The organism is Massilia agrisoli (assembly GCF_020831365.1).
GTDB lineage: Bacteria > Pseudomonadota > Gammaproteobacteria > Burkholderiales > Burkholderiaceae_D > Telluria_A > Telluria_A agrisoli.
The window spans coordinates 215,341-229,617 of record NZ_JAJHPV010000002.1; the positions used below are offsets into that span (position 1 = coordinate 215,341).

Consider the following 14,277-nt stretch of genomic DNA (forward strand, 5'->3'; position numbering starts at 1 on the left):
ATTTAGGTCACTGCCTTATTCAGGCGCGGAACCAGCAGGATTTCCCGATGTCAAACTGTCCTGTTGCCGCGCGCAGGCTGAGGGGGAACGATGTCGATCACTACGCGGCCAACACGCGCCGTTGGCGGATCGCCGCAAGGGCTGTCCGGTGGCTGCGCGCGCCTCGAATGGCCTGCAGGCGTCGATCCCGGCGCCGCCCTGGCTGATGCGCGCGTCCCCTTGGTACTGGTGAGCGGGGCGGAACGCAGGCTGGCCTTCAACGACAGCTGCATCGCGCTGGCGCACGCCCACGGCGTGCCCGTCGATGCGCTGCTGGCCGCCGTGGAGGACGCCGCGCGCGCCGGCGCCGACGCCTGCTTCAATGGCATTCCCACCGACGGACGCACCTTCACCGTCCCGGCGCGGCACGCCCGCGGGCAGGCGGCGATGTGGTTCAGCCTGGTTTGCACGCCGTTGCTCGATGGCAACAGTGAGGTCGCGGCGGTGCTGTGCGCCGTGGCCGACCGCACCGCCCAGGTCCGCCTCGGCCAGCGCGTCGCCCAGCTCGAGGAAGCGGCGCGCGCGCGCGACACCGAATACGGCATCGTGTACTCCAACATGGAGGAAGTGGTGTACCACGCCACCGTCGAACCGGGCGAACGCTTCCGCTTCGTCTCGGTCAACAAGGCATTCTTCGACGCTACCGGCTTGTGCAAGCAGGATGTGATCGGCAAGCTGGTGCAGGAAGTCATTCCCGAACCCTCGTATTCGCTGGTGCTTGGCCACTACCGCGACGCGATGGCGCGCCGCGCCACCGTGCACTGGGAAGAAGTCACCGACTATCCGACCGGGCGCAAGGTGGGCTCGGTGTCGGTCACGCCGGTGTTCGACGCGTTCGGCAACTGTACCGACCTGATCGGCACAGTGCATGACATCACCGACCGCAAGAATGCCGAAGATGCGCTGCGCGTGGCCAACGCCAACCTCGAGCACGCCGGGGCCGAACAGGCGCGGCTGGCCAACGACCTGCGCATCAGCGAGGAGCGGCTGGCGTTTGCGCTCGACAGCACCGGCGAAGGCGTGTGGGACTGGAACATCGCCGCCGGCACGGTGTTCTATTCGGCGCGCTTTCGCGCCATCCTGGGCCTCCCGGACGATCCGCGCAACGACACCGGCTACTGGTGGGGCCGCATCCACCCGGACGATGTGGCCGACCCGGTTGCGTTCGCGCAGTACCTGCTTGGCCTGGACCGCCAGCTGTTCGTCTGCGAACACCGGCTCAGGCACGCGGACGGCCACTGGGTGTGGGTGGAGACGCGCGGCAGCATCGTCGCTCGCGACGCCGGCGGCAAGCCGCGCCGGATGGTCGGCACCATCGCCGACATCACCGCCACCAAGCTGCTGCGCGAGGAGCTCGAAGCGAGCCACAACCTGTTCGCCAAGCTGACCCAGCAGGTTCCGGGCGCGCTGTTCGAGTTCGTCATGCAGCCCGACGGGCGCCTCGGCTGCACCTTCATCAGCGCGATGAGCGAGGAGATCTTCGAGCGCACGCCCAGGGAGATCGAGGACGACATCAATTGCCTGCACAGCCGCGTGTACCGTCCGGACCGCCCCAGGATGCGCCAGTCGCTGCGCGAGGCGGCCGACAAGATGCAGACCTGGCACATCGACTACCGGGTGATGCTGCCGCACAAGGGCGTGTGCTGGCGCGAGCTGAGCGCCAAGCCGACCCGCAGCCAGGACGGCGCGATTGTCTGGCATGGCTTCACCACCGACATTTCGGAACGCAAGCGCCACGAGCACACGATCCGCCTGTTCAATGAAAAGCTGGAGCGGCGCGCCCATTACGACGCCCTGACCGGCCTGCCGAACCGGGTGCTGTTCCGCGACCGGCTGGAACAGGAAATGAAGCACGCCCACAGCGCCTCGCACACGATGGCGCTGCTGTTCATCGACCTCGACCGCTTCAAGGAAGTCAACGACCTGCTGGGGCACGACGCCGGCGACATGCTGCTGACCGGCGCCGCGCGCCGCATCGAAGGCTGCCTGCGCCCGGGCGACACGGTGGCGCGGCTGGGCGGCGACGAATTCACCGTCATCCTCACCGAGATGGCGGAGCTGCCGCACGTCGAGCAAACCGCGCAGGCCATCCTCGACGTGCTGCGCCAGCCCTTCCAGCTCGGCATCGAGCAGGCCTATGTATCGGCCAGCATCGGCATCACCGTGTATCCGGGCGACGGCCAGGGGCCGGAAGAGCTGATGCGCAACGCCGACCATGCGATGTACCGCTCCAAGGCCGCCGGGCGCAACCAGCTGACCTTCTTCGAGTCGGGGATGCAGGAAGCGGCGATGCGGCGGCTCAAGCTGACCAGCGAGTTGCGCCGCGCCCAGGCCGACGACCAGCTCGAGCTGCATTTCCAGCCCATCATCGACGTCGAAAATGGCAGCGTCTGCAAGGCCGAAGCGCTGCTGCGCTGGCGCAGGCCGGGCGGCGCGCTGGCGCTGCCGGCCGAATTCGTCGGCATCGCCGAAGAAACCGGCCTGATCCACGAAATCGGCAACTGGGTGTTCCGCGAGGCGGCGGCCTGGTCGCAACGCTGGAGCGGCATGCTGGGGCGGCCTTTCCAGGTCAGCATCAACAAGTCGCCCGTCCAGTTCCAGCCGCACGCGCGCGCGATGGACTGGGTCAGCTACCTTGACGCATCCGGCTTGGCGCATAACAGCATCGCGGTGGAAATCACCGAAGGCCTGCTGCTGAACCTGACCGACGAGGTGTTCGACAAGCTGCACGAGCTGCAGCGCGGCGGCATGGAAGTGTCGATCGACGACTTCGGCACCGGCTATTCATCGATGACCTACCTGAAGCGGCTCGACATCGACTACCTGAAGATCGACCGCTCCTTCGTCAGTGAAATGATGCATGACCGCACCAGCCAGACGATTACCGAAACCATCATCGTGATGGCGCACAAGCTGGGCCTGAAAGTGATTGCCGAAGGCGTCGAGTCGGCCGAGCAGCGCGACTGGCTGGCGGCGCAGCACTGCGATTACCTGCAGGGTTTCCTGTTCGGCCAGCCGCTCCTGCCGGCCGAATTCGAACAGCTGCTGGCGGGCCAGCCCTTCCTGATGGCGCCCCCGCATCGGCTACAATCCCCCTCCTGAATCACTACACGATAAATCATTGGCCTTTGCGCCAGGAGGGGATTGCATGAAGTTACGTTTGCTGTTGTTGGGAACGGCTGTCGCGGCCGGCAGCGCCATCGCCGCGCCGCGCGGCTTTACCGTGGAAGACCTGGTCGCGATGGAGCGGATCGGCAGCCCGGTGCTGTCGCCGGACGCCAGCCGCGCCGTGTACACGGTGCGCACGACCGAACTGGACAAAAACCGCGGCCATACCGAACTGTGGATGGTCGACCTGCGCGCCGCCAAGCCGGTACCGCAGCGCCTGACCAACCATGCCGCCAGCAGCAGCGACCCGCAATGGGCGCCGGCCGGCGACGCCATCTATTTCCTGTCTGGCCGCTCCGGCTCGTCGCAAATCTGGCGCCTGCCGCTGGCCGGCGGCGAAGCCGCGCGCGTCACCGACCTGCCGCTCGACGTCGACAACTTCCGGCTGGCGCCGACCGGCGACCGCCTGGCCATGAGCCTGTCCGTGTTCCGCGACTGCGCCGACCTGGCCTGCACCAAGACCCGCCTCGACCAGGCCGGCAAGCGCAAAGCGTCCGGCCGCGTATACGACCGCATGTTCGTGCGCCACTGGGATACCTGGGCGGACGGCCGCAACGCGGTGCTGTACTCGGCGCCGGTCGACAGCAGCGGGAAGGTGACCGCCTCCCCGGTCAGCCTGACCGGCGCCCTGGACGGCGACGTGCCCTCCAAGCCCTTCGGCGACCATGAGGAATACCGCTTCAGCCCGGACGGCAAGAGCATCGTGTTCTCGGTGCGCATCGCCGGCAAGGAAGAATCGTGGTCGACCAACTTCGACCTGTACAGCGTTCCCGCGGCCGGTGGCGCCGCCCCGCGCAACCTGACTGCCGAGAACCCGGCCTGGGACACCAAGGGCACGTTCTCGCCGGACGGCCGCACCCTGGCGTACCTGGCCATGGCCCGCCCGGGTTTTGAGGCGGACCGCTTCCAGGTCATGCTGATGGATGTCGCCACCGGCAAGAAACGCAAGCTGGCCGAAAGCTGGGACCGTTCCGCAGGCGAGCTGCGCTGGACTGCCGACGGCAAGACCCTGGTGGTGGATGCGCAGGACATCGGCCAGCACCGCCTGTTCGGCATCGATGTCGCCAGCGGCAAGGTGACTGCCCTGACCGGCCCCGGTTCCGTCGGCGGCTTCGACGTGCGCGGCGACACCATCGCGTACACGCTGTCGACGCTGGAGTCGGGCGCGCAGCTGTTCAAGTCCAGCCTGAAAGGCAAGCCGGTGCAGCTGACCTGGCAGAACCGCGAGGCGCTGGCCGACGTGCGCTGGGGCCAGTACGAGCAGTTCTCGTTTGCCGGCGCGAATGGCGCAACGGTGTACGGCCACGTGATGAAGCCATGGAATGCGGTGCCGGGCCAGAAATACCCGGTCGCCTTCCTGGTGCACGGCGGCCCGCAAGGCAGCTTCGGCAACGGCTGGAGCTACCGCTGGAACCCGCAGGTGTACGCGGGCGCCGGCTACGCCACCGTGTTCATCGATTTCCACGGCTCGACCGGCTACGGCCAGGCCTTTACCGATTCGATCAGCAACGACTGGGGCGGCAAGCCGCTGGTCGACCTGCAGAAGGGCCTGGAGGCAGCCGTCAAGAAGTTCCCATGGCTGGACCGCGAGCGTAGCTGCGCGCTGGGCGCGTCGTATGGCGGCTACATGATGAACTGGATCCAGGGTAACTGGTCCGATGGCTTCCGCTGCATCGTCAACCACGACGGCGTGTTCGACAACCGCGGCATGGCGTACTCGACCGAGGAACTGTGGTTCACCGAGTGGGAAAACGGCGGCACCTACTTTGCGGTGCCGGACAACTACGAGCGCTTCAACCCGGTGCACCACGTCGCCAAGTGGAAGACGCCGATGCTGGTGATCCAGGGCGAGAAGGATTTCCGTATCCCGACCTCGCAGGCGCTGGGCGCCTTCACCGCGCTGCAGCGCCAGGGCATCGACAGCAAGCTGCTGGTGTTCCCGGATGAGAACCACTGGGTCCTGAAACCGGCCAACTCGCTGATGTGGCACCACACGGTGATCGGCTGGCTCGACCAGTACCTGAAGCCGAAGAAATAAGATCCCCCGGCAGCGTCGTTCCCGCGCAGGCGGGAACCCATGCTCCGTGTGACTGCCTGAGCAAGGGCGCCGCGGTACTGTCTGGCAAAGTATGGATTCCCGCTTTCGTGGAAACGACGTCAAACGTTCCGCTGGCCTGGCCAATAAACAACCCGCCTGATTTTCATCAGGCGGGTTTTTTTTGGGAGTCGCGCTTTTAGTGGCTGCTGCTGGCCAGGGCAGGGCGGGGACGCGCCGCCGCCAGCTGGCGTCCGGCTGGCGCGCCCGCCGTCTCGAGGTGGAACACGCGTACCGCCTGCAGCAGGCGGGCAGCCTGGCCCTGCATGCTTTCGGCGGCCGCCGCGGCCTGCTCGACCAATGCGGCATTCTGCTGGGTTGCCGCATCCATCTGCGCGATCGCCTGGTTCACTTGCGAAATGCCGGCGCTTTGCTCGCTGCTGGCGGCCGTGATTTCACCCATGATGTCGGTGACCCGGCGCACGCTGGCCACGACTTCATCCATCGTCTGGCCCGCATCCGACACCAGCTTGTTGCCGACTTCGACCTTGTCGACCGAGTCGCCGATCAGCGCCTTGATTTCCTTGGCCGCCGACGCGCTGCGCTGCGCCAGGTTGCGCACTTCCGAGGCCACGACCGCAAAGCCGCGGCCCTGTTCGCCCGCGCGGGCCGCTTCCACCGCGGCGTTCAGCGCCAGGATGTTGGTCTGGAATGCGATGCCGTCGATGACGCTGATGATGTCGACAATCTTCTTCGACGAATCGTTAATCGATTGCATCGTATCGACCACCTGCGAGACCACCGCGCCGCCCCGCGTGGCCACCTCCGACGCCGACGCGGCCAGCTGGTTGGCCTGGCGCGCGTTGTCGGCATTCTGCTTGACGGTGCTGGTCAGCTCTTCCATCGAGGCGGCGGTTTCCTCCAGCGAGCTGGCCTGTTCTTCGGTGCGTGCCGACAGGTCGATATTGCCCGAGGCGATTTCGCTCGAGGCGGTGGCAATGGTGTCGGTGCCGTCGCGCACTTCCGTGACGATCTTGGCGAGGTCGTCGCGCATGGCGCGGATCGCGTGCAGCAAGCTGGAGCGGTCGTTCTGCGCGACCTCGATCTGCACGCCCAGGTCGCCCTCGGCGATGCGGCGCGCGATGCCGGCCGCGTAGGCCGGTTCGCCGCCCAGCTGTTGCAGCAGTGCGCGCCGGATCACGAAGCCGATCCCCATCAGCACGGCCGCCATCGCCAGCGCCGCCAGCGAGAAGGTGATGATTCGGCCCGTGATGGTTGCCGCGACGGTATCGGTGTACACGCCCGAGCCGATGATCCAGCCCCATGGCGCAAAGCCTTGCACGTAAGAGACTTTCTGCACCGGCAGGTCGCTGCCCGGTTTTGGCCACTTGTAGTCGACCGCGCCGGCGCCGTTCGCCTTGACAGTGTTGACGAATTCCACGAACAGGAACTTGCCATCGGGGTCCTTGTTCGTGGAAAGATCCTTGCCTTCCAGTTCGGGCTTGATCGGATGCATGACCATCACTGGTTGCATGTCGTTGACCCAGAAATATTCGGTGCCGCCGTAGCGCAGTCCGCGCAAGGCGGCCAGCGCCGCCTTGCGGGCATCGGCATCCGTCATCGCGCCGCTCACGGAAAGCTTGTGGTAGTGGACCAGCACGCCGTGCGCGGTCTCTACCGCCTGGCGCACATTGCTCTTGCGTTCTTCCAGGATCAGGTTGCGTTCGGAAACGAGGAAAAATGATGTCAGCAAGACAATGCCGACGAAGGAACTGACGATCAGCACGGCGAGTTTCTTTGCCATGCTCATGGAGTGCAGAGACAGGAAATTCATGGCGCTATCCTTCAACGATGGCAGCGGGGACCGGCGTCCCCCTGCATGAGATGCGGGCTAACAATGCGGAACCAGGAGGGCGGGAGCGCGTGCCGTCCCGATGATTCCGTAAGGAAATAGTAGTCCTCGCCAGGAAACAGGTCAACGTATTGATGGGCCTGTGTCGCAAATGGCACGCATCCTTCGCCCCCTCAAGGACTTCATCACAAGCGCAAGCTTATCGATCGGCAATGCGCGTTGCGCGGCGGCTAGAAGGCTTCGGCTTCTGCTTCCTTGCGCAGCGCCTGGGTGACCCTGGCTTCGCTCAGTTCGGCGGCGCACAGCTCGATGAAGCGGTAGGCATAACGGCGCAGGTAATGGCCGCGCCGCACGGCGATGCGCGCAACGTTTTCCGGGAACAGGTGGGCGCTGTCGAGCTGGCGCAGTTCGCTGTCGCGCGTCGGGTCGACCGCCATCGACGCCACGATCCCCACGCCAAGCCCCAGCCCGACATAGGTTTTGATCACATCCGCGTCCAGCGCCGACATCACGATGTCCGGTACCGCCCCGGCCGCCGCAAACGCCTTGTCCAGGTGGGTGCGGCCGGTGAAACCCTCGTGGTAGGTAATGACGGGATGCTCGGTGATCGCTTCCAGCGTGAGCGGGCGCACGTCTTCCAGCGGGTGGCCGGCGGGCACGATCACCGAGTGATGCCAGCGATAAAAAGGAAACGAGGCGAACGCCGGAACATCGGCCAGCGCCTCGGTCGCCACGCCGATGTCGGCCTCGCCGTCGAGCAGCAGCTTGACGATTTCGCCCGGGCTGGCCTGGTGCAGCTTCAGGTGGACTTTCGGGTAGGCCCGCTTGAACCCGGTAATCACGGCCGGCAGCGCGTAGCGCGCCTGCGTGTGGGTAGTGGCGACGGTCAGCTGGCCGACGTCGCGCTGGCTGTACTGGTCGCCAAGGCGCTTGATGTTGGCCGCCTCCAGCAGCATGCGCTCGACCATGGCCAGCAATTCCTGCCCCGGCTCGGTCAGGCCCAGCAAACGCTTGCCCTTGCGCGCGAACAGCTCGATGCCCAGCTCGTCTTCGAGGTCCTTGATGTGCTTGGACACCCCCGATTGCGAGGTGAACAGCGCACCGGCCACGTCGGTCAGGTTGAAGCCGCGGCGCACTGTTTCGCGGATGATGCGCAATTGCTGGAAGTTCATGATGGGTCCGGATACCTGGTGTGGCAGCCAGTCTATGCCGGGTGGCGCTGTATCCGGAAATACAAAAAACTCAACAATTTATTACGAAAAGAGCTAAGCGCCGCAGCGCCAGCTTACTTCGACGCGTAGATCTGGTCGAAGGTGCCGCCGTCGGCGAAGTGCGTCTTCTGTGCCTTCTGCCAGCCGCCGAAGGTGTCGTCGACCGTGAACGTCTTCAGCTTCGGGAAGCGCGCCACGTCCTTTGGGTCGGCCAGTTCCGGCTTGACCGGGCGGTAGTAGTGCTTCGCCACCAGCTTCTGGCCCGCAGGCGAATACAGGTAGTCCAGATAGGCGGACGCTACCTTTGTGGTGCCGCGGCGCTCGGTCACGCCGGGTACGACCGCCACCGGCGGCTCGGCCAGCACGGACACCGACGGCACCACGATTTCGAATTTGTCCGGGCCCAGCTCATTTACCGAAAGGAAGGCTTCGTTTTCCCATGCCAGCAGGACATCGCCGAGGCCACGGTGGACAAAGGTATTGGTCGAGGCGCGGGCGCCGGAATCGAAGACCGGGACATGCTTGAACAGCTCGGCCACGAAGGCCTTGGCCCTGGCTTCGTTGCCGCCCGGGCGCTTCAGGGCGTAGCCCCAGGCGGCCAGGTAGTTCCAGCGCGCGCCGCCGGAAGTTTTTGGGTTCGGCGTGATGACCTGCACCCCCGGCTTGACCAGGTCGCCCCAGTCCTTGATGCCTTTCGGATTGCCCTTGCGGACGAGGAACACGATGGTCGATACGTAAGGCGAGCTGTTGTTGGGACGGGCTTTTTGCCAGTCGGCGGGAAGGCGCTTGGTTTTCTCGGCGATGGCGTCAATGTCGTAGGCCAGCGCGAGCGTGACGACGTCGGCCTCGAGCCCGTCGATCACGGCGCGCGCCTGCTTGCCGGAGCCGCCGTGCGACTGGCGCACCGTGACGGTGTCGCCGGTCTTGCCCTTCCAGTACCTGGCAAATTCCTGGTCGTATTCCGCGTACAGTTCGCGGGTCGGATCGTAGGACACGTTCAGCAAGGTGGTTTGCGCCAGTACTGCGCCGGAAAAGCCGGCAAGCAGGGTGGCAAGGATGAGCGAACGGCGGGCAGGGCGGAGCATGGTTTCCTCGATCTTTGGTGGAATGGACAGGGATCGAGTCTAACGGCCGGGTTCGCGAAACCGAACCAAGAAATTCTGCAATGCTTATCAGCGCAGGCGTAAAAAAGCCCCCTTCCGGGGGCCGTGCGCCGGGCCGGTCAGGCGTCCAGCGATTCGAACTGGTCTGCCGGTTGCGGGCGCGCAATGCGGCGGTGCGCGGCGACCGGTTTGTGCCGGGATGGGGCCACGGCACGGGCGCGCGCTGGTGAGGCGTTGCCGCCAGCCAGCTTGAAGACGCCGACTGCGTCGGACAGGCGCTGCGCCTCGTCCTGCATCGACGCCGATGCGGCCGCCGCTTCTTCGACCAGCGCCGCGTTTTGCTGGGTCACTTCATCCATCTGGCTGATGGCCTGGTTAACCTGTTCGATGCCCGCGCTCTGCTCCTGGCTGGCGGCCATGATCTCGCTCATGATGTCGGTGACCCGGCGTACGCTGTCGACCACTTCATTCATCGTCGAGCCGGCCTGGTTGACGAGGCTGCTGCCCACCTCGACTTTTTCGACCGAGTCGTCGATCAGGTCCTTGATTTCCTTGGCTGCCGCCGCCGAACGCTGCGCGAGGCTGCGCACTTCCGCGGCAACCACCGCGAACCCGCGGCCCTGCTCGCCGGCGCGGGCGGCTTCGACCGCCGCGTTCAGCGCCAGGATGTTGGTCTGGAACGCGATGCCGTCGATGACGCTGATGATGTCGACGATCTTCTTGGACGACGCATCGATCGATCCCATCGTGTCGACCACCTGCGCGACCACCGCGCCACCCTTGACCGCCACCTCCGACGCCGATACCGCCAGCTGGTTGGCCTGGCGGGCGTTGTCGGCATTTTGCCTGACGGTGGAGGTCAGCTCCTCCATCGACGACGCGGTTTCTTCCAGCGCCGAGGCCTGCTGTTCCGTGCGCTCGGACAGGTCCTGGTTACCCGATGCGATTTCACCCGAAGCGGTGGCGATCGTTTCCGTTCCCTGGCGCACGTTGCCGATGATGCCGGCCAGGTTGTCGCGCATGGTCTTCATCGCGTGCAGCAAGCTGGTCTGGTCGCCGGGCGCGACCGGAATGGCCACGGCCAGGTTGCCCGCGGCGATTTCGTTTGCCAGTTGCTGGGCGGTAGCCGGTTCCGCGCCAAGCTGGCGGCTGATGCGCAGATATAACACGGTGAACGCGCCGGCGATGCCGACCACCGACATCAGCATCAGTGCGGCGGCGGCCATGAACGCCCGCTCGCTCGCCTCGGTTGCAGCGCGTACGGCCAGCCCGGTGCGCTCGTCGAGCAGGACGAAGAACTCGTCAACCGGCTTCATGATCTGCGCCTTGTACTTGTGATAGTCAGGGCTGTGCACCAGCTGGCGCGCCATCTCCATGTCTGGTCCGGCGCCCGGGACAAACTTGCCGCTGCCGTCATCAAACAAGCCTTTCACGGCATTCATGGCGATGACTTCTGTTTTCACCAGCGCGTTGGAATTGTCCTGCGCCTCCTTCAGCTTGGCGAATTCCGCGTCCGAGTAGCCGGCGCGCTTCATCAGCTCGGTCAGGGCGACGGTCTCGCCTTCGCCGCGCGGGCTGGCTTGTCCGGCCGCCACGAAATCCCAGTAGATGCGTTCGTAGTTCAGCGGGCGCGGCTTTTTGCCGCCGCGGATGTCGAGGATATCCATGTACTGGCGCTCGTAGCTCGCGTCGCCGGTCACCACGTAAGTGCGGGCGAGGCGGGTCAGGTCGTCCGAGCTCTGCCGCAGTTCATCGGCCAGGATATAGGACTGGTACCGCATCTCGTTGGTGGCGGCAACTTCGGCCCCGGTACGCCACACCTGGAATAGTGCGCCGATGAACACCAGCGCGAAGGCCAGCCAGCCGAACAAGGCAAGCGTAAAAAGTTTCTTAATCGTTATTGGTTGCTTCACAATTTTTCCACGGGAAGAAGTCATATCAATACGGCACGCGCCGTCGCGCCATGCACAATACGCTATTTCTTCAGGGAAATAAACATATGGAAAACCAATGTTTTAAAATTAAACACAGGCGCGCAACACCGGTCATCCCGGACGCCTATTCCCCGCGCTTCGATCTATGCAATTTGCATGTATTGGAAGAACGGAGCGAATTGCTGCGGCGTGTAGAATTGGCTCCTTTATCGCCGCCATCGATTGCAGATCGCATATGACCTTGTCCCCCGATCCGACAGCACCAGCTGGCAAGACCAGGCCATATTCCCTCAGGCGCCTGGCCGCCGCGACGGCGTTGTTGATCACGGTGCTGGGCGCCGCCACGTCGGTGATGCTGTACGCCAGCTACCATGACGCATTGCGGGCGCAGCAGGCCAGCCTGCGCAACCTGTCAATTGCCTTTGCAGCCCAGACGCTGACCGTCGCGCAAGCCGTCGACCAGCTGATGCGGCAGGTTGGACGGGCCTACCGGACCGGTGCGGTGTCCCTGGCGCCGTTGTTTACGGAGAATGGACCGGCCCAGGAATACCTGCTCGCGGTACACTTGTACGACGCGGCCGGCCAGCCAATCGCCAGCGGCACCCCGGCCAGCGTGGCAATTGCGTCCGAGGCTGCGCGTGCGCCGGACCGGGCGCCTGCTGTTGAAAGCCGCGACGGGGTCGGCATCACGATCAGCGGCATCGACCGGCAAACCGGGCGCGGCGTGATTAATTTTTCGCGCGCCATCAGCAACGCGCGGGGAGAGCGTATCGGCACCGTGTTGGCCCAGGTCGATTCAAGGCGATTCGAACAAATTTATGGCCTGGTGGAATTGGGCAAGGGCGGTTCTGTCACACTGTTCCAGCGCGACGGCACCATGCTGGTGCGCGGTCCCAGCCTTCCTGCGCGCATCGGCCGCAATCTCCGCGATACGCCGCTGTTCACGCGCTACCTGCCTGCCGCCGAGCGCGGCGGCATGCGAGAGGTCAGCCCGATCGATGCTGTGGTACGGTTGTACGGTTACGATACCGTGCCCGGTTTTCCGTTGGTAATTGTCACCGGCATGAACATGGGCGATGCGCTGGCGACCTGGTATGGCAGGCTGTGGACCGCGCTCGGGTTCTTCTCGCTGGTCGCGCTGGCCCTGGTCTTCCTGGCATGGCGGGTCGCGCGCGACGCCTCGCGCCAGGCCCGCCTGATCGAACGGCTGGCAGCCAGCGAAGCGCGGGCTGAAGCGAGCGCCGGTTATCTTGCAAACATCCTCAACGCGGTCGGCACGCCGATCTGGGTGCTCGACAGTGCGCGCAAGTTTGTCATGATGAATGAAGCCTTCGCCCGCTTTGTCGGCCGTCGCGCACAGGAGCTGGGCGGTCGGGCCGAGCACGAGGTGCTCGACCCGGGCAACCTGGACGAGCGCGAGCGCCGCTATCGGGAAGTGCTCGACGACGCGCGGACGCGCGAAGCCTTGGGCGAACTGCGCGATGGGGCGGGGCAAACGCGCACCGTGATCCAGCTCACCTCGAAACTGGTCGACCAGGACGGCCAGGCCCAGCTGGTAAGCGTGCTGACCGACATTACCGAGCGCCAGCGAGCCGAGCAGCGCCTGGCTTACCTGGCCGACTTTGACGTGCTGACCGGCTTGCCGAACCAGAACCAGTTCCGGCGCGTGCTCGCTGCGGTGGCGGCCGATGCCGCGCAACATAACGGCAGTGTTGGCACCGTGGTGGTATCGCTGACCCGGCTGCATGAAATCAGCGACCTGCTGGGACAGGAGGCCGGGGAGCGCGCCCTGCGGCAAGTCGGCGAGACTTTCCGCGCCTTGCAACCGCGCGCGGTGATTGTCGCGCGTATCAAGAGTACGGAATTTGCCGTCATCGTCGCGGCGGACCGTGGCCGCCTGGCGATCGAAGACTTCGTGGGCGACCTGCAGCACCGGCTGTCCGGGCCGATGACCATCGGCGGGCGCGATTTTTACCTGGGACCGGTGATGGGCGTGTCGGTGTTTCCTGAAGACGGAACGACGGCGGACGAACTCTACCGGTGCGCGGAAAGCGCCCGCAACCGCGAAACAGGCAATGATGATGAGGCCATCCACTTCTTCTCCGCCAGCACCCATCACGACCTCGACGAGCGGCTGGCGATCGAGGCCCAGTTGCGCCGCGCGCTGGAGCGGCAGGAGTTTCGCCTTGAATACCAGCCCAAGGTCAACATCGCAGACGGGCGCATCGTCGGTTTCGAGGCACTGCTGCGCTGGGCCAACCCGATGCTGGGGGAAGTGTCGCCGGTCCGGTTTATCCCCATTGCCGAGCGGACCGGACTGATTATTGCAATCGGCGCCTGGGTCCTGGAGGAGACCTGCCGCCAGATGCGCAGCTGGACGGCGCGAACCGGTGTGCCGGTCAAGGTGGCGGTCAACCTGTCGCCGCGCCAGTTCCACCAGAAAGACCTGCTGCCGAGCATCCGCGACTGCGTCGGCCGTTGGGGCGTGCCACCGGGCTCGCTCGAGCTTGAAATCACCGAGACCGCGCTGGTCAGCCGCGAGCAGGAAGTCGACGTGCTGATGCGCGGCATTCGCGCACTGGGAGTCGAGTTGTCCATCGACGACTTCGGCACCGGTTACTCCAGCCTTGCTTACTTGAAGCGCTTCCCGGTACAGCGGCTGAAGATCGACCGCACCTTCATCCGCGACCTTGGCCAGGACGATGACAGCGCCGCCATTGTCCATTCCGTCATCAGCCTGGCGCGCAACCTGAAGCTTGCGGTGGTGGCGGAAGGCGTCGAAACCGAAGAGCAGCTGGCGATGCTGCGCGAAATGCAGTGTGACGAATTCCAGGGCTTCCTGTTCAGCCGCGCCGTCAGCGCCGACCAGGTGATGGCGCTGCTCGAGGCAAACAAGTCACTGGCCTGAACCGCCGGCCGATCCTGCCAGAGAAAG

At 65.2% G+C, this 14,277-nt stretch carries 7 protein-coding genes; 3 read left to right on the top strand and 4 right to left on the bottom strand.

Annotation, left to right across the window (positions count from 1 at the left end):
* Positions 1-90 precede the first annotated feature (90 nt).
* A complete protein-coding gene (locus LMJ30_RS01070; protein ID WP_229430483.1) occupies positions 91-3,141 on the top strand; it encodes a sensor domain-containing protein in 3,051 nt (1,016 codons plus the stop codon).
* A 46-nt stretch (positions 3,142-3,187) separates the two neighbouring features.
* On the top strand, positions 3,188-5,245 hold the full coding sequence (locus tag LMJ30_RS01075; RefSeq protein WP_229430484.1) for a S9 family peptidase: 2,058 nt from the start codon (positions 3,188-3,190) through the stop codon (positions 5,243-5,245).
* Between the two features lie 196 nt (positions 5,246-5,441).
* Here LMJ30_RS01075 and LMJ30_RS01080 read toward each other — a convergent pair whose 3' ends face one another.
* The 4 genes from LMJ30_RS01080 to LMJ30_RS01095 all read right to left on the bottom strand — a co-directional run bounded on the left by LMJ30_RS01080 (position 5,442) and on the right by LMJ30_RS01095 (position 11,321).
* Entirely contained in the window at positions 5,442-7,076 is a 1,635-nt protein-coding gene (locus LMJ30_RS01080) for a methyl-accepting chemotaxis protein (RefSeq protein ID WP_229430485.1), read from the bottom strand.
* 248 nt (positions 7,077-7,324) lie between these two features.
* On the bottom strand, positions 7,325-8,266 hold the full coding sequence (locus LMJ30_RS01085; protein ID WP_229430486.1) for a CysB family HTH-type transcriptional regulator: 942 nt from the start codon (positions 8,264-8,266) through the stop codon (positions 7,325-7,327).
* Between the two features lie 113 nt (positions 8,267-8,379).
* Positions 8,380-9,390 (bottom strand): sulfate ABC transporter substrate-binding protein, encoded by a 1,011-nt coding sequence (locus LMJ30_RS01090; protein ID WP_229430487.1) that lies wholly within the window; start codon positions 9,388-9,390, stop codon positions 8,380-8,382.
* A 137-nt stretch (positions 9,391-9,527) separates the two neighbouring features.
* Positions 9,528-11,321, bottom strand: a complete 1,794-nt coding sequence (locus LMJ30_RS01095) for a methyl-accepting chemotaxis protein (RefSeq protein ID WP_371872958.1) — start codon at positions 11,319-11,321, stop codon at positions 9,528-9,530.
* Positions 11,322-11,577: 256 nt separating this feature from the next.
* Between LMJ30_RS01095 and LMJ30_RS01100 the strand changes: the two genes are divergently transcribed.
* A complete protein-coding gene (locus tag LMJ30_RS01100; protein WP_229430488.1) occupies positions 11,578-14,250 on the top strand; it encodes a bifunctional diguanylate cyclase/phosphodiesterase in 2,673 nt (890 codons plus the stop codon).
* Positions 14,251-14,277 lie beyond the last annotated feature (27 nt).

What these genes read in the sequence shown, in the direction of transcription:
- LMJ30_RS01070 (WP_229430483.1), top strand. Translation starts at nt 91, where the DNA reads ATGTCGATCACTACGCGGCCAACACGCGCCGTTGGCGGATCGCCGCAA.
- LMJ30_RS01075 (WP_229430484.1), top strand. Translation starts at nt 3,188, where the DNA reads ATGAAGTTACGTTTGCTGTTGTTGGGAACGGCTGTCGCGGCCGGCAGC.
- LMJ30_RS01080 (WP_229430485.1), bottom strand. Translation starts at nt 7,076, where the DNA reads ATGAATTTCCTGTCTCTGCACTCCATGAGCATGGCAAAGAAACTCGCC.
- LMJ30_RS01085 (WP_229430486.1), bottom strand. Translation starts at nt 8,266, where the DNA reads ATGAACTTCCAGCAATTGCGCATCATCCGCGAAACAGTGCGCCGCGGC.
- LMJ30_RS01090 (WP_229430487.1), bottom strand. Translation starts at nt 9,390, where the DNA reads ATGCTCCGCCCTGCCCGCCGTTCGCTCATCCTTGCCACCCTGCTTGCC.
- LMJ30_RS01100 (WP_229430488.1), top strand. Translation starts at nt 11,578, where the DNA reads ATGACCTTGTCCCCCGATCCGACAGCACCAGCTGGCAAGACCAGGCCA.